Origin of the sequence: Rhizobium brockwellii, assembly GCF_000769405.2 — a bacterium.
Lineage (GTDB): Bacteria > Pseudomonadota > Alphaproteobacteria > Rhizobiales > Rhizobiaceae > Rhizobium > Rhizobium brockwellii.
The window spans coordinates 4,302,860-4,320,783 of the sequence record NZ_CP053439.1; the positions used below are offsets into that span (position 1 = coordinate 4,302,860).

The following is a 17,924-nucleotide window of genomic DNA, read 5'->3' on the forward strand; positions in this document are numbered from 1 at the left end:
AGTTTTGGGATAACGATGTGCGTGAGGCAGAGATTTGAAGGCCGCCGGTCACATCGGCGGCACGATACCGTTGAGGCCAACGGCGATCTGGCTGGCCGAGATGCTGCCGTCCGCCGCCTTCTCGCCGGTGATGACGACGCCGGCGCCGGGTTTCAGATCATCCTTGGTCGCAGGCGCCAGCGTCACGATCGGCGTGCCATCGGCAATCGTGATGGTCTTTTCTTTGCCCTGATAGGTCAGCGTGATCGTGTGGCCGTCCACGGATTTGACGGCATTGCTGACGGTCGCATTGGTCATCTGGCTGTTCGGCTGCGCATCCCAGGGACGGTTGCCCTCACCGGTTCCCTTCATCGACGCCGGAAAGATCAGCACCTCGATCGCCCCGTCCGGGCCCGTGCCCTTTGGAAGTGAAGCAACGCCGACAAAATCGCCGGGCTTGATATCCTCGACCGAGGCTTTCTTGATGCCGCCGACCTTCCAGCCGGATTTCAGCGCGATCGTCGCATCGCTGCCCTCGCGCGTCTTGACGACGAGCGTATCGCCGCTGAGGGTTTCGATTGCGCCGCGAACACGAATGCGCTGGGCATCCTGCGCCTGTGCGGCTTGCGACAGGGCAAGCGTCACGAGGCTACCGGCGACAAACGCCGTGAAAATTCCGGAATAGGGCTTGCGAGACATATGACTGTTCCTTGTCGCCATTGCGATCGGCAATATCCCCGGCTGCCGGACGGCACCTTATGCCGCAGGACGATACACTGACGAATCAAGGAAAAGTGAGCCTTCAGCCTTGAGAAAATCTCAGCCTTCCAGCTCTTCCCGCAGCATTTCGAGCTCCAGCCACTCCTCTTCCATGTCAGTCAGGCTGGCGCGCAGTTTTTCCATCTCGCCGGCAAGCCGGTTGAAGGTTGCGGGATCGCGCGTGAAAAGATTGGGATCTGCCATCACCTGTTCGCGCTTGGCGATTTCGGCTTCGGCCTTCGCCATTTCCTTTGGCAGGTTTTCCAGTGCGAATTTCTGCTTGAAGGAGAGCTTGACCTTCGAGCTGCCTGACGCTGTTGCCTGCTGCGTCTTCGGCTTCTCCGCCGCCTTCTCGGCTTTTCTGCGCTCCTCGAGCGCGCCCTTGCGCTGTACAAGCATGTCCGAGTAGCCGCCGGCATATTCGATCCAGCGACCATCAGGCGCATCCGGTACGGCCGGTGCGATCGTCGAGGTCACGGTGCGGTCGAGGAAATCGCGGTCGTGGCTGACGAGAATGACGGTGCCGGGAAAGCCGGCGACAATCTCCTGCAGGAGATCGAGCGTTTCGATATCGAGATCGTTGGTCGGCTCGTCGAGGATCAAGAGGTTCGTCGGGCGTGAAAGGATGCGCGCCAGCATCAGCCGGGCGCGTTCGCCGCCGGAGAGGTTTCTGATCGGCGTACGCGCTTGTTCCGGCTGGAACAGAAATTCCTTCATGTAGCCGGTGACATGGCGCTGCTCGCCGTTGACGAGCAGGTTTTCGCCGCGCCCATCCGTCAGATAGTTGGCAAGCGTATCCTCGGGATCGAGATCCTCGCGTTTCTGGTCGAGCGTCGCAATCTCCAGATTGGTGCCGAGCTTGACGATGCCGCTATCGGGTGAAAGCTGCCCGGTCAGCATCTTCAGCAGCGTCGTCTTGCCGGCGCCATTCGGCCCGACCAGACCAATGCAGTCGCCGCGATGCACGCGGATCGAAAACGGCGTGACGATTGCCCGCTCGCCGAAGCTCTTGGTGATCTTGTCGGCCTCGATCACCAGCTTGCCGGATTCCTGCGCGTCCGAAACCGTCGCCTGCACCGTGCCCTGCGGCCCCTTGTGGCCGCGATAGTTCGAGCGCATCGTCTGCAGCTCGCCAAGACGGCGCATGTTACGTTTGCGCCGCGCCGTGACGCCGTAGCGCAGCCAGTGCTCCTCGCGCTCGATCGACTTGCCGAGCTTGTGCTGCTCCAGCTCCTCGGCCTCCAGCACCTGATCGCGCCAGGCTTCGAAATGCGCAAAGCCTCTGTCGAGCCGGCGCGAGGTGCCGCGGTCGAGCCAGACGGTTGCCGTCGAGACCTTTTCGAGGAAACGTCGGTCGTGCGAGATCAGCACCAAAGCGCTGCGCGTCTTTTGCAGCTCGCCTTCCAGCCATTCGATGGTCGGCAGGTCGAGATGGTTGGTCGGTTCGTCGAGCAGAAGAATGTCCGGCTCCGGTGCCATAACCCGGGCAAGGGCTGCGCGCCGCGATTCGCCACCGGACAGCATCCTCGGGTCTTCATCGCCGGTCAGCCCGAGGTGCGACAGCAGATAGGTGACACGATAGGGGTCATCACCCGGCCCGAGGCCGGCCTCGGCATAGGCCTGCACCGTGTTGAAGCCGGCAAAATCCGGCGCCTGTTCGAGATAGCGCACCGTCGAGGACGGATGGCGGAAGACCTCGCCGGATTGTGCCTCGACCAGGCCGGCGGCAATCTTCAGCAGCGTCGATTTTCCCGAGCCGTTGCGCCCGACGAGACAGATTTTGTCACCGGGCTCGATCTGCAGGTTAGCACCCGCCAGCAGCGGTGCACCGCCAAAGCTCAGGAAGATATCGTCGAGTTTCAGCATGGGAGGGGCCAAAAATCAGACTCCGGAAAGATCATGGGGCCGGGCGAGCACGATTGCCCGGCCGCTGCGGAGCGAAAAGCGAACCCTGCCTTCCGCAACATTGGAAATCGTGCGCGACGAGCCGAAAGGCAGGTGGAAATCTGCCAGCGGATAACGCGCATTCTCGATGGAAAGCCCTCTCAGCTCGCTGAATCCGGGCACGGAAAACAGGCTGCCTTTGGGAAGATCCAGTTCGATCGTGCCGGCAACCAGCGGCACGGCCTCTTCCTTGCCCGAGGTCAGCAGCAGGTCGAAACCCTCTTCCGCCAGGCTGACGGCCGACAGCAGATGCTGAAGCGCATGGTCGGAGCGTTCGCCGCCGAGCGCGCCGGCGAGGATCAGTCGCCGCGCGCCCCGCGCGATTGCTTCCGCCACGGCGATTTCACCGTCCGTCGCCGCCTTCGCTGCCGGATAGGGCTGTTTTGGCACATTGGGAAATGCATCCGCGAGATCATCAGGCGTCGAATCGAAATCGCCGACCCAGAGCTCCGGCGTAATGCCGAGTGCTGCCGCATGCCGCATGCCGCCATCGGCCGCAATGAAGCGGCTGTCTTCGATGGCATCGCGCAGGCGCGCCGTCAGGCTGAGTTCGCCGCCAAGGAGAATGGTGAAGGTGGATTGGCTCATGGGCATTGCCCTTAGCGCAAACGAGGGGTCGAGGGGAAGGGCCGGCGAACGACCGCGTCTGCCTCAGCCCGGCGTATCCTTGTCGCGCGACAGGAAAACCGCCTCGTAGCCGCCGATGAAGCGCTCGAAAAGCGCTGCGAAGCGCTCGACATCTTCCTGCGGCCAGTCGGAAACGATCCCGGAAATGATCGCAAGCTTCTGCGCGACGATCTCGGCAAGCAGGTCCTGGCCGACCTCGGTCATGACGACGACGATCCGCCGCGCATCGGCCTGCGAGGCCTCACGGCGCAGCACGTTGCGCCCGACCATGTCGGCCACCACCCGGCTTGCCCGTGACGGATCGATGCGCAGCATCTCCGCGATCATGCCGACTGTGACCTCGCCGGCAGGCTGCGCCCTCCGCACAGCATCGAGCACGTCGAGATGCGAAAGCTCGAGGCCCGGTGCAGCACTCTGGATCGCCAGCCGGCCGATCAGCCGCCGCCCGGTCATCAGCCGCATGCGCGCCATGCTCCGGCCGATACGCGGCACGATTTCACGATCCGGCTCGGCCGGCTCCACGGAAAGGGTCTTGGTCAGGACGTCGCTCATCACAGGACCATAACAGAGCCGATTCAAAAATTGAATATGCCGATGTCATTAATGTGCCATTGACAATTATATGCTGTTGGCACATAAAAACGCGTCAACCCGGAACGATGCCTCCCATGGACATGCAACTCGCGTCTGCGCCGCTCGTGACGGATCCTCGTCGCCGGCTTATCCTCTTCTTCTTCCTGATGACCGCCATGTTCATGGCGACGCTTGATAATCAGATCGTCTCCACGGCGCTGCCGACGATCGTCGGCGAGTTCGGCCATCTCGAGCGCTTCGGCTGGATCGGTTCGGCCTATCTCCTCTCACTCAGCGCCGTCATGCCGGTCTACGGCAAGCTCGGCGACCTGTTCGGCCGCAAATACGTGATGATGACGGCAATCATGATCTTCACCGTCGGATCGACCGTCTGCGGCCTTGCGGTCTCGATGAATACGCTGATCGCCGCCCGCGTGCTGCAGGGCCTTGGCGGCGGCGGCATCATGGTGTCGATCTTCGCCGTCAACGCCGACCTGTTCGAGCCGCGTGAGCGGGCGCGCTACCAGAGCTATTCCAGCCTCGTACTGATGGCATCGGGCGCGATCGGCCCGGTGCTTGGCGGCACGATGAGCGATCTCTTCGGCTGGCGCTCGATCTTCCTCGTCAACGTGCCGATCGGCTTCATCGTGCTCGCCGGCCTTGCCTTCATGCTGCCGTACCGCAAACCGCATCGCCGTCCCAAGATCGATTATGCCGGTGCGCTTCTGCTTGCTATGACGACGACAAGCATCGTACTTGCCACCGACAGCAGCGAACTGTTCGGTGCATTGATCTCGCCTGAGAGTATCGGCATCGTCGTCTTCGGCGTCGTCTGTGCCGTCACCTGGGTGTTCGTCGAGCGCCGCGCGCCCGAGCCGATCGTTCCCCTGCAGCTGTTTCGCAATTCGACCTTCAGCCTGCTCCTGGTGATCTCGATCATGGGCGGCGCCATCGCCATCGGCATGGTCAATTATCTTGCTCTCTTCCTGCAGACCACGACCGGCCTTTCGCCGTCTGCCGCCGGCCTGCTCTTCATCCTTCTGACCGGCGGCCTCGTCTGCGGGTCGCTTTCCGCAGGCCGCATCATCTCGAAGACGGGGCGCTACAAGCCCTTCGCCATCGCCAGCCTCACCTGCAGCGCAATCGCCTTTGCGCTGATGTCGCAGATCCACGCCGGAACGCCGATCGCCTTCATCGGCGCGGTCATGATGCTGCACGGCATCGGCATCGGCCTTGCCCAGCAGGTTCCCGTCATCGGCGTACAGAATGCAGCACCCGCCCGCGACGTCGGCGCCGCCACCGGCTCGGTGACGCTGTCACGCATGGGCGGCGCCTCGATCGCCATTTCCATCTATGGCGCCATCATCGCATCCGAGCTCGGCAAGGTCGGCGTCTCCATTCCCGGCGTCGCCGATATCAAGCAGCTGACGCCGAAAATGATGGCCGCCCTTCCCGAAGCGAGCCGCCAGGCCGTCGCCGATACCTATGCCGCCGCGTTCTCGCCGCTCTTCATGACTTCCTGCGCCATTGCGCTGATCGGCCTTGCCGCCGCCATCATGCTGAAACCCGTGCAGCTGCCCCGCGCAGGCGAGACGACGAAGCCGCAACCGGCGACGGCGGAAGCCGCCGAATAGTCGAATCGTTACCTGCGAGAGAATGCTTCATCAGGAGGCGTTCCCTCTCGATGCCTGTATCAAGGGTTGCAATTTTCTCGCAGGACTTTCGCTATCGAGCCGGTTGCTTCAATCGGGCCGTTCTTTTTCCGCACCGTCGACGAATCTGCGCTTTGTGACGGAACTTTCGCCATAATTTCATCCGAGCGAAAGGAAGCCTTAATGCCTGAGGCTTGCTAAAATGCAACGGCGCCACATTTAAACAGAGTCTCGCTATGCAACCGATGCGTAAATCAGCTACAGCAACGACTTGTATCGGCCGATTGTGCAGCGCGAGATCAGGGGTGCGCACCTGTTGAGTTCCCCTTGCCACGGTCGGTCCGAATCTGCGGCAAACCGGCAAAACAGCGACATGATGCGGAGAATCAGACTGGACAGCTTGACGACGTGGAAATCCCCCGCGCTTTCCAGTGATGCCATCTCCGCGCCGCGGCGCTTCGCGCGTCGCCTGATGCTGCTTTCGGCCATCGCAATGGCGCTGAATGGCTGCCAAACGCTGATCGACCAATCCTATCAGCCCAGTGTTTCGCCGTCTTCCAATCCACAGATCGTCGACGAGGTGCAGAAGAACGATCCGCGCGCGGCGATGGGCGCCCGCGAGCATCCCCGCATCGTGGCAAGCTACGGCGGCGAATACAAGGACGCCAAAACCGAGCGCCTCGTCGCCCGCATCGCCGGCGCGCTGACCGCGGTCTCGGAAAATCCGAGCCAGTCCTACCGCATCACCATCCTGAATTCGCCGGCGATCAACGCCTTCGCGCTGCCGGGCGGTTATCTCTACGTCACCCGCGGCCTGCTCGCCCTTGCAAACGACGCCTCGGAAGTCGCCGCCGTGCTGTCGCACGAAATGGGCCATGTGACCGCAAACCACGGCATCGAGCGGCAGAAGCGCGAAGAGGCCGAAGTCATCGCCAGCCGCGTCGTCGCCGAGGTCCTCTCCAGCGACATCGCCGGCAAGCAGGCACTTGCCCGCGGCAAGCTGCGGCTCGCCGCCTTCTCCCGCCAGCAGGAGCTGCAGGCCGATGTCATCGGCGTGCGCATGCTCGGCGAAGCCGGCTACGACCCCTATGCCGCCGCCCGTTTCCTCGATTCGATGGCGGCTTACAGTCGCTTCATGTCGGTTGATCCCGAAGCCGACCAGAGCCTTGACTTCCTGTCGAGCCATCCGAATTCGGCGCAACGCATCGAGCTTGCCCGCACCCACGCCCGCGCCTTCGGCCAGGAAGGCTCGGTTGGCGACAAAGGTCGCAATTATTATCTCGACGGCATAGACGGACTGCTCTACGGCGACAGCCCGGAAGAAGGCTATGTGCGCGGCCAGACCTTCCTGCATGGCGGTCTCGGCATCCGTTTCGACGTGCCGCCGGATTTCCACATCGACAACAAGGTCGAGGCGGTGATGGCCACCGGCCCGAACGACATCGCCGTCCGCTTCGATGGCGTCGCCGACAATCAGAACCAGAGCCTCACCAACTATATCTCCAGCGGCTGGGTAACCGGCCTCGACCCGTCGACCATCCAGCCGATCACCATCAACGGCATGGAAGCAGCCACCGCGCGCGCCAGCGCCGACCGCTGGGATTTCGATGTCACCGTGATCCGCAACAATTCGCAGATCTTCCGTTTCCTGACCGCCGTGCCGAAAGGCAGCGACGCCCTTGAGCCAACGGCCAATGTCTTGCGCGCGAGTTTCCGCCGCATGACGCCGGCAGAGGCAGCCTCACTGAAACCGCTGCGCATCCGCGTCGTCACCGTCCGGCCGGGTGAGAACATCTCGACGCTCGCCGCCCGCATGATGGGCACAGACCGCAAGCTCGATCTCTTCAAGCTCATCAATGCCCTGCCCACAGGTGCAGCCGTTTCTACAGGCGATCGCGTCAAGATCATCGCCGAATAAAAAAGGCCCGGCTTATGCCGGGCCAGTCTGTGCTGCTGGAGGGGACAAAACATCTCGCGCAAAACTGTGCGGCGGTTTTGCGACAATGACCTAAATCGGCGACGCGCCTCAGGTTCAGGCGTAGGCCGCCATATGCGGATCGGCGCTGACGAGAGCGCTGCGAAGCTTCTCCATCGCCCGGCTTTCGATCTGACGCACGCGCTCCTTGGAAATGCCGAGATCGGCACCTAGCTCTTCGAGCGTGGCACCGTCTTCCGCCAGACGCCGGGCGCTGATGATCTTCATCTCGCGTTCGTTGAGATGTTTCAGCGCCGAGGCGAGCCAGACGCGGCGGCGCTCGCCGTCGATCATGTTGGACACCTGCTCGTCCGGCAGGGGATCGTCGCTGACGAGGAAGTCCATCTTCTCCGCGCTCTCGGCATCGCCGGAGACCGAGGGCGCCTGCAGCGAAGCGTCGTTGCCGGAAAGCCTTGCATCCATCGTTTGCACATCGGAGAGGCTGACGCCGAGGGCCGCGGCGATTTCCTGGTGAATGGATTGCAGCGTCAGCTGCGTGTCACCCTTGGCGAGCTTGGCGCGCAGACGGCGCAGATTGAAGAACAGCGCCTTCTGCGCCGAACTCGTACCGCCGCGCACGATCGACCAGTTGCGCAGAATATAGTCCTGGATCGAAGCCCTGATCCACCAGCTTGCATAAGTCGAAAAGCGCACGTCGCGTTCCGGCTCGAAGCGGGCGGCGGCCTCGAGCAGACCGACATAGCCTTCCTGCACCAGATCGCTCATCGGCAGGCCGAAATTGCGGAATTTGCCGGCCATGGATATGACGAGGCGCATATGGGCCATGGCGATCTGGTTGCGCGCGCCGCGGTCGTCGTGATCCTTCCAACGGGTGGCGAGATCGTGCTCTTCCTGACGGGCGAGATAAGGGGCGGCCATCGCGATTTTGATCATGCGCCGATCTGCAGACATGTTCTTCATTTCGATCTCCCAAAACAGGCCTCTCGCCCTGAAATGAACAATAAAACTCTTCTTCCGGAACATCGATGCCCGGATTGAATGGCGTTCTGAATGCATAAAAGCCTCGCCCCTGGACTTTTCAGGGGGAGGCTCTATTTCTCATCATGTGCCGGTAAGACGGCTGGGCTGGACCTGTTTCTTGACCTTGCCAGATGGGCAATACAGAAAAGGCATGATCCGCTCCTCATCGAACATTGACGGAATAGCAGTTCGCCCGTGAGGCCAGTGCCCGACGAGCAGTCCGCAATTACGTGTGATAAACGCGGCAATCGGGAAAAAGTTCCAATAAAAAAACCCGGCGCGAAGGCCGGGTTTTTTGACAGAACAACAGGGTCGCTTTATGCGGCTTCGTCCTGTGAATCGTCTTCTTCGATCGCCTTGCCGCGCTTCGGACCCTTGTTGAGATTGGTCTCGACGAGGCGGACGGCTTCGGTTTCCGACATCTTGTTGACGGCGGCGATCTCGCGCGCCATGCGGTCGAGCGCAGCCTCATAAAGCTGGCGCTCGGAATACGACTGTTCGGGCTGGTTCTCGGCACGATAGAGATCGCGCACGACTTCAGCGATGGAAATCAGGTCCCCGGAATTGATCTTGGCATCATATTCCTGGGCGCGGCGGGACCACATGGTGCGCTTGACGCGCGCCTTGCCCTGCACGACCTTCAAAGCACGCTCGACGAAATCCGTTTCCGAAAGCTTGCGCATCCCAATGCTCATCGCCTTCGCGACCGGAACCTTCAGACGCATCTTATCCTTCTCGAAATCAATAACGAAAAGTTCGAGCTTCATGCCGGCAACTTCTTGCTCTTCGATAGCGGTGATGGTACCGACGCCATGAGCGGGGTAGACGATCGATTCACCGGTCTTGAAGCCGTGACGTGCTGTAGAAGGTTTTTTCTGCTGAGTCGTCATTCTATTCAAAAACTCCCTGTTACGCTTCCGGCGGCGGCCGGAGCCGGGTCAGTCAGGCCCGGGTGAGACGGTAGTATCCGTCGGGTGACTTCACTCTGGTCCCATCGGGCAAAAGCAAAGACTTCTTGCGCACGATCTTGGGACCCGGCGCTCAAAGCGTTGATATGTCACGGAAACCGTGTACGGATTTGTTTTGCTTTCGTGATGGTTTTGGGCATGCGTCATGCCACAAATGGAACAGTAGACGAAACCTATCATAAAAATATGAGGAAATCAATAATTTGCTTCGCTTGAGTCATGCGGGCAACACATGTCACCCATATGCCGCACGCAGCTTTTAAAACGTTTCATCCTACGCTCGCCCGCATCCGGCGACCGAATGTGGACACTGTCTCAATCGCCGGAACCGGGCTTCTCCGAAAAATACTTCTCGAATTTTCCGGTCTCGCCATCCATGTCCTTGGCCTCCGGCAAAGGGTCCTTCTTGACCGTGATATTCGGCCAGATCGTGGCATATTCGGTATTGATCTTCAGCCATTTGTCGAGGCCCGGCTCGGTATCGGGCTTGATCGCCTCGGCGGGACATTCCGGCTCGCAGACGCCGCAATCGATGCATTCGTCGGGATGGATGACGAGGAAATTCTCGCCCTCATAGAAGCAGTCGACAGGGCAGACTTCCACGCAATCGGTGTATTTGCACTTGATGCAATTGTCGGTCACGACATAGGTCATGAAGAACTCCAGGATTTCCATGCGGATGGGGCCGGGCAACCTGGAACGTCGCGCCTATCCCCGTGCCGGAGGAAAAACGTGAGCAGGCTTGGGAGGCAAGCACGCTTCCGGCAGGTTGTCAGTGACGTATCGGCTTTGGCGCCGGATTTCAAGGATAAACGATCTGCAAAAGCCGCCGCCGCAGACAGAGTTTTCTAATCCTCGTCCGACATCAGCCTGTCGATTGCACGTCTTTCCTTTTTGGTCGGACGGCCGGTGCCGGTCTCCCGGATCGCCTGCTCGTAGGGCGTGAGACGTTTTGCCTCATCCGGCGGCGGAGACTGATCGTCGTAGAGCAGGCGCGCCTCCTCGTAAGGACCGCGCCGCTCGCCGGCAAGGCGCATGACGAGAACGATATGGCGCCGCTCCAGCGTCAGCTCGATACGGTCGCCCGGCTTGACCATCTGGCTAGGGTGGCTGCAGCGCTCACCGTTGATGCGCACATGGCCCGATTGGATATGGCTTTGCGCCAACGAGCGCGACTTCACCATGCGCGCGAAGAACAGCCACTTGTCGATGCGCTGGCGCGAACCGCTTGTCGGCTGTGTCTCCCCGCTCATGACTACTTCTTCATCTGCTCCTTGAGGGCTGCGAGCTTGGCGAAAGGCGAATCCGGATCGATCGGCTTCTCCTTGCGCGGCGGCTTGGCCTCGAAGCGCAGCGGCTGCGAGCCGCCGCGATTGTTGTTGCGGTCGTTGCGATCACCGCGATCCTTGCGATCGCCACGGTCCTGCCGGTCGCCACGCGGCTGATCGCCCCGTGGTTGGTTGTTGCGGTCGCCCCTTGCCTGCTGCGGCCGGCCGCCGTCGCGACCGCCGCCCTCCTTGCCGCGGTTCTGGCGATTGTTGTCACGGCCTTCGCCGCCGCGATTGCCCTCGCCGCCTTCACCGCCGCCGGGCCGGCGATTGCGGTCGCCGCGTTCCTGGTTCTGACCGCGCGGCTCGCCCTGGCCGCCACGGCGTTCGCCATGCCCGCCGCGCGCCTGGCGCTGATTGTCGTTGCGACCCCCAAGACGCCACAGAAGAACCGGCTTCGGTTCCGCCGGCTCGCCGGCTTCCCCAGGAACAGATCCTGCTTCCTCGGAAGCCGATACCGCTTCCGCAGGAGCGGAGGTTTCTTCGGCAGCTGAAGCTTCCGCCGGAGCGGGTGTCTCGATCGCTTCGGCCGGAGCGGGGCTTTCGACCGCTTCCGTCACCGGCGCGTCGGCAACCGCCGAAGCCGCCTCGGCTGCGGATGGCTCGGCGGCAGCCTCTTCCGCCGCGCCATCGGCATCGTCGTGATCGGCCTTCTCGGCTGTCTCTTCCGCAGGCGTTTGTGCGCCGGCGGCAGGCACCGAGGCCACATCCTGCGCTGCAAGATGGAGTGATGCCTCTTCCGCCTTCACGGCATCGGCGCGATAGCCGAGACCCTTGAGGATTTCTTCCATGTCCTCGAGCGTCGCACCGAGGATCGACAGCATCGCCGTCGTCGTCGTGAAGCGGCGGCCGTCATAGGCGCCTTCCGGACGGTTGTTTTGACCGGGCTTCCATTGCAGCAGCGGCCGGATGATATCGGCAAGCCGTTCCAGAATGTCGATGCGCACGGCACGCTTGCCAAGGAAACGGAAGCCGGCGAGCTTGTAGAACATCCGCTCGAAGCTCGGATCGGTGACGACGGAGGTGCGGCCGGCGGCGAGCACCGGAATGAGATCGCCATAACCCGCCTTGTCGAGACCGTCATTCTTCAGCGCCCAGAGCAGCGTGATGAGCTCGGCCGGGGCCGGCTTCAGAAGTGCGGGAACGAAGATATGATAGGCGCCGAAACGCACGCCATAGCGGCGCATGGAGGCGCGGGCCTCCTGGTCCAGCGACTTCACCTCCTCGGTCACGTCGCGACGGAACAGCACCCCGAGATTCTCGACGAGCTGGAAGGCAAGCCCCTTGGCGAGTCCCTGCAGGTCCTCGGCGCGCGACAGATCATCGAGCGGCTTCAGCACCGTGCTGATATGATGATTGACGAAGCGCTCGATGCGGGCGGCGACGTGATCACGGGCATTGCCCGTCAGTTGTTCGTCGGCCAGCAGGATCACGCGCGGACGCATGATGTGATCGCTGCCCGAAAGCCGCGCCACCGGGTCGCCCAGCCAACGGATCAACCCATCCGAACCGATCACCAGATCGCTATTGCCGGCGGCATGCATCCGGGCCGCGCGGGCTTCGAACTCGAGCCCGAGCGCCTTCTGCGACGCAGCCTGAACCGCCTTGGCATCCGGTCCGTCCGTTCCCGCCACCGGCGTGAAACGGAATCCGCTCAACTGCCCTACATGATGTCCTTCAACGAAGACATCGCCATTCACACTGATTTCAGCTTCCAGCATCGCATTCTCTCTCAGGCGCTTCATGAGCACAGATGTCCTGCGATCAACAAAGCGTTTCGTCAACCTTTCATGTAACGCGTCGGACAATCGATCTTCGATTTCCCGCGTCTTTTCCTGCCAGTGTGTCGGATCGGCAAGCCAACCGGGCCGATTCGAAACGTAGGTCCAGGTCCTTATCTGCGCGATTCGCGCCGAAAGCGTGTCAATTTCACCATCTGTTCGATCGGAGCGATGAACCTGCTCCGCAAGAAACTGCTCATTCACCGTGCCATAGCGGACAAGATCGGAAAAGAGGGTCGCGATAAGATCGGCATGTTGTGCTGGGGTGATACGCCGATAATCGGGAAGCGCGCAAGCCTCCCAGAGTTTTTCGACGCGCGCCGGCCTGTCGGCGAGATCGATGACCTCGGGATAACGCGAAAGCTGTTCCAGCGCCTGCTGGTCGACCGCAGGCAATGCCCGCGTCAGCCCCGGCACGCGCGGTCCCACCTCAAGGCTGGCGCGCAGCGATGCGATTGAGGAGAAGTCCATCTCCGTCGTCCGCCATTGCAAAACCTTGACGTTGTCGAATTCGTGCCCCTCGATGCGCTGCACCAGCTCATCGTCGAAGGGCGAGACCTGTCCGGTGACGCCGAAGGTCCCGTCCCGGACGTGCCGCCCGGCGCGCCCGGCGACCTGGCCGAGTTCGCCTGGATTGAGATTGCGGAACTGGTAACCGTCGAACTTCCGATCCTGGGCAAAGGCAACGTGATCAACATCGAGGTTGAGGCCCATGCCGATCGCATCGGTCGCCACCAGATATTCGACGTCGCCTGCCTGATAGAGTGCCACCTGCGCATTGCGGGTGCGCGGGCTGAGCGCGCCAAGCACGACCGCCGCGCCGCCGCGCTGCCGGCGGATGAGCTCGGCGATGGCATAGACTTCGTCGGCGGAGAAGGCGACGATGGCCGAACGCTGCGGCAGCCGGGTGATCTTCTTCTGCCCGGCGTAGAAAAGATACGAAAGCCGCGGCCGCTCGACGATAGTGATGCCGGGCAGGAGCTGCTGCAGGATCGGCCGCATCGTCGCCGCACCGAGCAGCAGCGTTTCTTCGCGGCCGCGAAGATGCAGTATGCGGTCGGTGAAGATATGGCCGCGCTCGAGATCGCCGGCGAGCTGCACCTCGTCGATCGCGACGAAGGCGGCCTTGGTCTCGCGCGGCATCGCTTCGACGGTGCAGACGGAAAAACGCGCATTGGGCGGCGAAATCTTTTCTTCGCCGGTGACCAGCGCCACATTCTGCGCGCCGACCTTCTCGACCACCCGCGTATAGACCTCGCGCGCCAGCAGCCGGAGCGGCAGGCCGATCACGCCCGTCCCGTGCGCGACCATGCGCTCGATGGCATAATGGGTCTTGCCGGTATTGGTCGGCCCGAGCACCGCGGTCACGCCGCGCCCACTCAGAATCATCGGCTGCGAAGTCAGAGTCATGAGTCCATGCAAATGAGGCGGGTGCCCCAGGAAAATCTCGGCTCCTCGATGGAAGCCAGAGAACACATGGACAGCTGCCGCCGCAAACGCAAGGGCAGATTTCAAAATGCCTCGGGGATTACGACCTTTGCGAGTCCCGAGGAACGCCCGAATTTCCGATTCGGAACAGCGTGAGAACGAATCAGCGACGAATCGGTGACTCCAGCTGATTCAGCTTTTGTTCACGGCTAAGTATTGATTTTGAATCACTTTTTCCCACTAGATGCTGAATCATGAAACTCTCTCTTGTTCGCATTTTCGCCATCGCGAGTGACCGATTCCCGCCCGATCTTGAACAGGCGAAAATCCGCCCGAAATTAACCTCTCGATCAAAGCCGGAACGAATCGGAGACGAATCGCTGGCTCCGCCGTTTTCGCCTTTCGTTCGCGGCCACATCTGGTAGCGGCTTCGGGTCCGGGCGCTAGATGCGGATCGGCGGCAGGGGCCTTCATTCCACCTCGCCGCACCGGCATTAATCTTTCGGGAGCCGGATTCAGATCGCGTTAAACAGCGGCAGCCGATACGGGTGCCGAGCGCAGGCGCCGATCAAAGAGGGAACGAATCGCTGACGAATCGGTGACATCACGATTTTCCCGCTTTGTTCACCGCAACATATTGTATTTAAACGAGTTTTTAACCATACGGTGATTTCCCGGAATGGTCGAATTCGACCGATGCTGCCGACCGTTTGCGAAATCGGCCATGCTCCTCAGAAAACTGCAAACAAGGTTTCGTCACATTTCGAGAGCTTAGCCGGGAACAAAAATCGCCAATAAGTGTTTCTGGTCCATTCGAATTGCAGATGAAATGAAGGGAACGCACCATGCTCGGCACGATACTTCTTATTATCCTTATTCTGCTTCTGATCGGAGCCCTGCCGAATTGGGGTTACAGCCGTGGCTGGGGCTATGGACCTTCTGGCGGTTTGGGGCTAGTTCTCGTCATTATCATTATCCTTGTACTCATGGGCCGCGTCTAAAGGCCAACTAACCTGGGGAGTTACGACATGATGAAGAAGATTGTTCTTATTGGTGCGCTCGTCGGCGCACTCGCATCCTGCACGGCGACCGAGCAAGGTACGGCGATCGGCGCCGGCACCGGCGCTGTTATCGGCGGTGTCGTCACCAACAGCTGGGGTGGTGCCGCCGTCGGCGCCGTTGCCGGTGGCCTGACCGGCGCCCTCATCGGCCAGTCGGTCGAGCGCCGAGGCTACTGCGTCTATCGCGACCGCTACGGCCGCCGCTACGAGGCTCGTTGCCGCTAATCGGCAAAAGCATATCGGACTCCCAACGGGCGCTTCGGCGCCCGTTTTCTTTGCCGGTCGCATCCGTCAACGAGACATTGACAATCGGTTGGAAAGTCAAATCTACCGCCGCCCAACGGGCATATTTCCTTCACGAGCATGATGCCGAAAAGTGTGAGCGGTTTTCGGACGACATCATTCTCTCACTATAAATGTAGAACAGGATGATCTTAGGCCGACCCGGCCTAAGATCATCCTGTTCTGGAGAGCAACGGACAGGCAGAGCCGCCCGGCGCACCGGAAAGGAAACGCTTCCATGATTCAGATTTTGGTGAATTCCTTCGTCGCCGTTCTCATCGCGTCGGCTTTCCTGACGACCGCGATATCAGCCCTCAGCACCGATGATCTTTCGCTGCGTAAAGTGCCGGCCAGAGTTCGGCCACAGCGACGTCCGAACACAGACCGTCGCTCTTGATCTTCCCGAAACAGCGCCACTCGGCCACAAGATCGCGCCAGCATCACACAGAGAGACACGCCATAGACAACGATGGCGCGATCCTGCCGGACGCGCCATCGCTTTGAATCTAATCCCTACTGTCGACGTGAAGACAGAAATGCCTAGGCGAAATACTGCCCACCATTGGCCGTCAGCGTCGAACCGGTGATGAAGCCGGCATCGTCGGAGACGAGGAAGGTGACGCAGCGCGCGATCTCTTCCGGTTCGCCGAGACGACCGACGGGGATCTGCGGAATGATGCGTTCATTCAGCACCTTCTCCGGCACGGCAAGCACCATTTCCGTTCCGATATAACCGGGGCAAATGGCGTTGACGGTGATGTTCTTGTTCGCACCTTCCTGGGCCAGCGCCTTGGTGAAGCCGAGATCGCCCGCCTTGGCGGCCGAATAATTCACCTGGCCCATCTGGCCCTTCTGCCCGTTGATCGACGAAATATTGACGATACGGCCGAAGTTGCGGTCGCGCATACCGGTCCAGACCTGATGTGTCATGTTGAACAGGCCGGTGAGGTTGGTATTGATCACCTCGTGCCACTGCTGCTGTGTCATCTTGTGGAACATCGCGTCGCGCGTGATGCCGGCATTGTTGACGAGGATTTCGACCGGGCCGATCTCGCTTTCGATCCTGGCAATTCCCTCGCCGCAGGCGAGGTAATCCGAAACATCCCATTTGAACACTGGAACGCCGGTGACATCATGGAAGGCTTTGGCCTTCTCGTCGTTGCCCGCATAGCTGGCCGCGACCCTGTATCCGGCGTTTTTCAGTGCCATGGATATTGCCGCGCCGATCCCGCGTGTACCCCCGGTGACCACAGCCACTCTGCTCATGCTCCGCTCCCCTTTTGTTTTTCGCCCCGCCTCATGACGGGATTTTCAATCGTTTATGGATCGTATGCTATTTAAAGCGCTTCAAAGCACATGGCCACACCCATGCCACCCCCGATGCAAAGCGTGGCGAGACCCTTCTTTGCGCCGCGGCGCTTCATTTCGAACAGCAGCGTGTTGAGAACGCGCGCACCGGAGGCGCCGATCGGATGGCCGATCGCGATCGCTCCACCATTGACGTTGACGATCGACGGATCCCACCCGAGATCCTTGGTGACGGCACAGGCTTGCGCCGCGAAGGCCTCATTGGCTTCGACGAGATCGAGATCGTTGACCGACCAGCCGGCCTTCTCGAGCGCCTTGCGCGAAGCCGGGATCGGTCCGGTGCCCATGATCTGCGGATCGACACCCGCCGTTGCCCAGGAAACGATGCGGGCGAGCGGCTGGATGCCGCGCCGGACCGCCTCCGCTTCGCTCATCAGCACCGCCACGGCGGCACCGTCGTTGAGGCCGGATGCGTTCGCGGCCGTGACCGTGCCGTCCTTGTCGAAGGCCGGGCGCAATTTCCCCATCGCCTCTATCGTCGCGCCGTGACGGATATATTCGTCGGCATCGACCGTAACGTCGCCCTTACGTGTCTTGATGACGTAGGGGATGATCTCATCGACAAAGCGACCGGCCTTCTGCGCTGCCTCCGCCTTGTTCTGCGAACTAACGGCGAACTGATCCTGGTCGTCGCGCGAAAGCTGCCACTGGCGCGCAACATTCTCGGCGGTGATGCCCATGTGGTAGCCGTGGAAAGCGTCGGTCAAGCCGTCCTTGATCATCGTGTCGATCATCTTCATGTCGCCCATCTTGACGCCGCCGCGCAGATGCGCGGCATGCGGAGCCATCGACATGGATTCCTGGCCGCCGGCAACGATGATCTTGGCATCGCCGGTGGCGATCTGCTGCATGCCGAGCGCGACCGCGCGCAAGCCCGAGCCGCAGAGCTGGTTGACGCCCCAGGCTGTCGCTTCCTGCGGAATGCCGGCCTTCATCGCCGCCTGGCGGGCCGGGTTCTGGCCCTCGCCGGCGGCAAGCACCTGGCCGAGGATCACCTCATCCACTTCGCCGGCATCGACGCCGGCGCGCTCGAGCGCGCCCTTGATGACGGCCGCCCCGAGCTCATGCGCGAGGACCGTCGCGAAAGCACCGTTGAAGGCGCCGACTGCTGTTCGCCCTGCACTGGCGATGACGATGGATGGATTGCTCATGGGGACGCTCCTCGTTTTCGTCTCACTTACATAAGTGGAAACTGGCAAAGCTTGGAGCACAAGTCAA

16 protein-coding genes are annotated in these 17,924 nt (G+C 61.3%); 5 read left to right on the plus strand and 11 right to left on the minus strand.

The genetic code is table 11. The annotated features are described in order from the left end of the window. Positions 1 to 48: 48 nt before the first annotated feature. The 4 genes from RLCC275e_RS21095 to RLCC275e_RS21110 form a co-directional block, all read right to left on the minus strand. The gene (locus RLCC275e_RS21095; RefSeq protein ID WP_033181938.1) at positions 49 to 678 is read right to left on the minus strand and encodes a hypothetical protein; all 630 of its coding nucleotides are present in this window, start codon (positions 676 to 678) and stop codon (positions 49 to 51) included. A gap of 120 nt (positions 679 to 798) precedes the next feature. Beyond that, positions 799 to 2,616, minus strand: a complete 1,818-nt coding sequence (locus RLCC275e_RS21100) for an ABC-F family ATP-binding cassette domain-containing protein (RefSeq protein ID WP_033181939.1) — start codon at positions 2,614 to 2,616, stop codon at positions 799 to 801. A gap of 3 nt (positions 2,617 to 2,619) precedes the next feature. Continuing rightward, the gene (locus RLCC275e_RS21105) at positions 2,620 to 3,276 is read right to left on the minus strand and encodes a thiamine diphosphokinase (protein WP_171816941.1); all 657 of its coding nucleotides are present in this window, start codon (positions 3,274 to 3,276) and stop codon (positions 2,620 to 2,622) included. Between the two features lie 57 nt (positions 3,277 to 3,333). Further along, positions 3,334 to 3,861 (minus strand): MarR family winged helix-turn-helix transcriptional regulator, encoded by a 528-nt coding sequence (locus RLCC275e_RS21110; RefSeq protein ID WP_033181941.1) that lies wholly within the window; start codon positions 3,859 to 3,861, stop codon positions 3,334 to 3,336. 116 nt (positions 3,862 to 3,977) lie between these two features. On the opposite strand from RLCC275e_RS21110, the gene RLCC275e_RS21115 reads away from it, so the two are divergent. Both RLCC275e_RS21115 and RLCC275e_RS21120 read left to right on the plus strand, forming a co-directional pair. Then, a complete protein-coding gene (locus tag RLCC275e_RS21115; protein WP_033181942.1) occupies positions 3,978 to 5,516 on the plus strand; it encodes an MDR family MFS transporter in 1,539 nt (512 codons plus the stop codon). Positions 5,517 to 5,907: 391 nt separating this feature from the next. Next, the gene (locus tag RLCC275e_RS21120; protein WP_033181943.1) at positions 5,908 to 7,452 is read left to right on the plus strand and encodes a M48 family metalloprotease; all 1,545 of its coding nucleotides are present in this window, start codon (positions 5,908 to 5,910) and stop codon (positions 7,450 to 7,452) included. Positions 7,453 to 7,566: 114 nt separating this feature from the next. Here the strand turns inward: RLCC275e_RS21120 and RLCC275e_RS21125 are convergent, their stop codons facing one another. The 5 genes from RLCC275e_RS21125 to RLCC275e_RS21145 form a co-directional block, all read right to left on the minus strand. Further along, on the minus strand, positions 7,567 to 8,430 hold the full coding sequence (locus tag RLCC275e_RS21125) for an RNA polymerase factor sigma-32 (RefSeq protein WP_012759432.1): 864 nt from the start codon (positions 8,428 to 8,430) through the stop codon (positions 7,567 to 7,569). A 377-nt stretch (positions 8,431 to 8,807) separates the two neighbouring features. Beyond that, entirely contained in the window at positions 8,808 to 9,380 is a 573-nt protein-coding gene (locus RLCC275e_RS21130; RefSeq protein WP_003543775.1) for a CarD family transcriptional regulator, read from the minus strand. A 393-nt stretch (positions 9,381 to 9,773) separates the two neighbouring features. Further along, a complete protein-coding gene (gene fdxA / locus RLCC275e_RS21135) occupies positions 9,774 to 10,112 on the minus strand; it encodes a ferredoxin FdxA (RefSeq protein ID WP_003543777.1) in 339 nt (112 codons plus the stop codon). Between the two features lie 194 nt (positions 10,113 to 10,306). Further along, the gene (locus RLCC275e_RS21140) at positions 10,307 to 10,711 is read right to left on the minus strand and encodes an RNA-binding S4 domain-containing protein (protein WP_033181944.1); all 405 of its coding nucleotides are present in this window, start codon (positions 10,709 to 10,711) and stop codon (positions 10,307 to 10,309) included. 2 nt (positions 10,712 to 10,713) lie between these two features. After that, positions 10,714 to 13,977: a helicase-related protein gene (locus tag RLCC275e_RS21145; protein ID WP_033181945.1), complete on the minus strand. Its 3,264-nt coding sequence runs from the start codon at positions 13,975 to 13,977 to the stop codon at positions 10,714 to 10,716. A gap of 863 nt (positions 13,978 to 14,840) precedes the next feature. On the opposite strand from RLCC275e_RS21145, the gene RLCC275e_RS21150 reads away from it, so the two are divergent. The 3 genes from RLCC275e_RS21150 to RLCC275e_RS21160 all read left to right on the plus strand — a co-directional run bounded on the left by RLCC275e_RS21150 (position 14,841) and on the right by RLCC275e_RS21160 (position 15,735). Further along, a complete protein-coding gene (locus tag RLCC275e_RS21150; protein WP_071414346.1) occupies positions 14,841 to 14,996 on the plus strand; it encodes a DUF3309 family protein in 156 nt (51 codons plus the stop codon). 27 nt (positions 14,997 to 15,023) lie between these two features. Next, positions 15,024 to 15,281 carry a YMGG-like glycine zipper-containing protein gene (locus tag RLCC275e_RS21155; RefSeq protein ID WP_003589657.1) on the plus strand — a complete coding sequence of 86 codons (258 nt, stop codon included), beginning with the start codon at positions 15,024 to 15,026 and terminating at the stop codon, positions 15,279 to 15,281. A gap of 295 nt (positions 15,282 to 15,576) precedes the next feature. After that, the gene (locus RLCC275e_RS21160) at positions 15,577 to 15,735 is read left to right on the plus strand and encodes a hypothetical protein (RefSeq protein WP_165419076.1); all 159 of its coding nucleotides are present in this window, start codon (positions 15,577 to 15,579) and stop codon (positions 15,733 to 15,735) included. Positions 15,736 to 15,878: 143 nt separating this feature from the next. Here the strand turns inward: RLCC275e_RS21160 and RLCC275e_RS21165 are convergent, their stop codons facing one another. Together RLCC275e_RS21165 and RLCC275e_RS21170 are read right to left on the minus strand one after the other, a co-directional pair. Then, complete coding sequence (locus RLCC275e_RS21165) at positions 15,879 to 16,604, minus strand: beta-ketoacyl-ACP reductase (RefSeq protein ID WP_026230971.1); 726 nt, start codon at positions 16,602 to 16,604, stop codon at positions 15,879 to 15,881. 71 nt (positions 16,605 to 16,675) lie between these two features. Then, a complete protein-coding gene (locus RLCC275e_RS21170) occupies positions 16,676 to 17,857 on the minus strand; it encodes an acetyl-CoA C-acetyltransferase (protein ID WP_033181947.1) in 1,182 nt (393 codons plus the stop codon). Positions 17,858 to 17,924 lie beyond the last annotated feature (67 nt).

Excerpts from the sequence above, each read along its gene's own strand:
- RLCC275e_RS21095 (WP_033181938.1), bottom strand. The coding sequence starts at position 678 with ATGTCTCGCAAGCCCTATTCCGGAATTTTCACGGCGTTTGTCGCCGGT.
- RLCC275e_RS21105 (WP_171816941.1), bottom strand. The coding sequence starts at position 3,276 with ATGCCCATGAGCCAATCCACCTTCACCATTCTCCTTGGCGGCGAACTC.
- RLCC275e_RS21110 (WP_033181941.1), bottom strand. The coding sequence starts at position 3,861 with ATGAGCGACGTCCTGACCAAGACCCTTTCCGTGGAGCCGGCCGAGCCG.
- RLCC275e_RS21115 (WP_033181942.1), top strand. The coding sequence starts at position 3,978 with ATGGACATGCAACTCGCGTCTGCGCCGCTCGTGACGGATCCTCGTCGC.
- RLCC275e_RS21120 (WP_033181943.1), top strand. The coding sequence starts at position 5,908 with ATGATGCGGAGAATCAGACTGGACAGCTTGACGACGTGGAAATCCCCC.
- RLCC275e_RS21125 (WP_012759432.1), bottom strand. The coding sequence starts at position 8,430 with ATGAAGAACATGTCTGCAGATCGGCGCATGATCAAAATCGCGATGGCC.
- RLCC275e_RS21130 (WP_003543775.1), bottom strand. The coding sequence starts at position 9,380 with ATGACGACTCAGCAGAAAAAACCTTCTACAGCACGTCACGGCTTCAAG.
- fdxA (WP_003543777.1), bottom strand. The coding sequence starts at position 10,112 with ATGACCTATGTCGTGACCGACAATTGCATCAAGTGCAAATACACCGAT.
- RLCC275e_RS21140 (WP_033181944.1), bottom strand. The coding sequence starts at position 10,711 with ATGAGCGGGGAGACACAGCCGACAAGCGGTTCGCGCCAGCGCATCGAC.
- RLCC275e_RS21145 (WP_033181945.1), bottom strand. The coding sequence starts at position 13,977 with ATGACTCTGACTTCGCAGCCGATGATTCTGAGTGGGCGCGGCGTGACC.
- RLCC275e_RS21150 (WP_071414346.1), top strand. The coding sequence starts at position 14,841 with ATGCTCGGCACGATACTTCTTATTATCCTTATTCTGCTTCTGATCGGA.
- RLCC275e_RS21155 (WP_003589657.1), top strand. The coding sequence starts at position 15,024 with ATGATGAAGAAGATTGTTCTTATTGGTGCGCTCGTCGGCGCACTCGCA.
- RLCC275e_RS21160 (WP_165419076.1), top strand. The coding sequence starts at position 15,577 with ATGATTCAGATTTTGGTGAATTCCTTCGTCGCCGTTCTCATCGCGTCG.
- RLCC275e_RS21165 (WP_026230971.1), bottom strand. The coding sequence starts at position 16,604 with ATGAGCAGAGTGGCTGTGGTCACCGGGGGTACACGCGGGATCGGCGCG.
- RLCC275e_RS21170 (WP_033181947.1), bottom strand. The coding sequence starts at position 17,857 with ATGAGCAATCCATCCATCGTCATCGCCAGTGCAGGGCGAACAGCAGTC.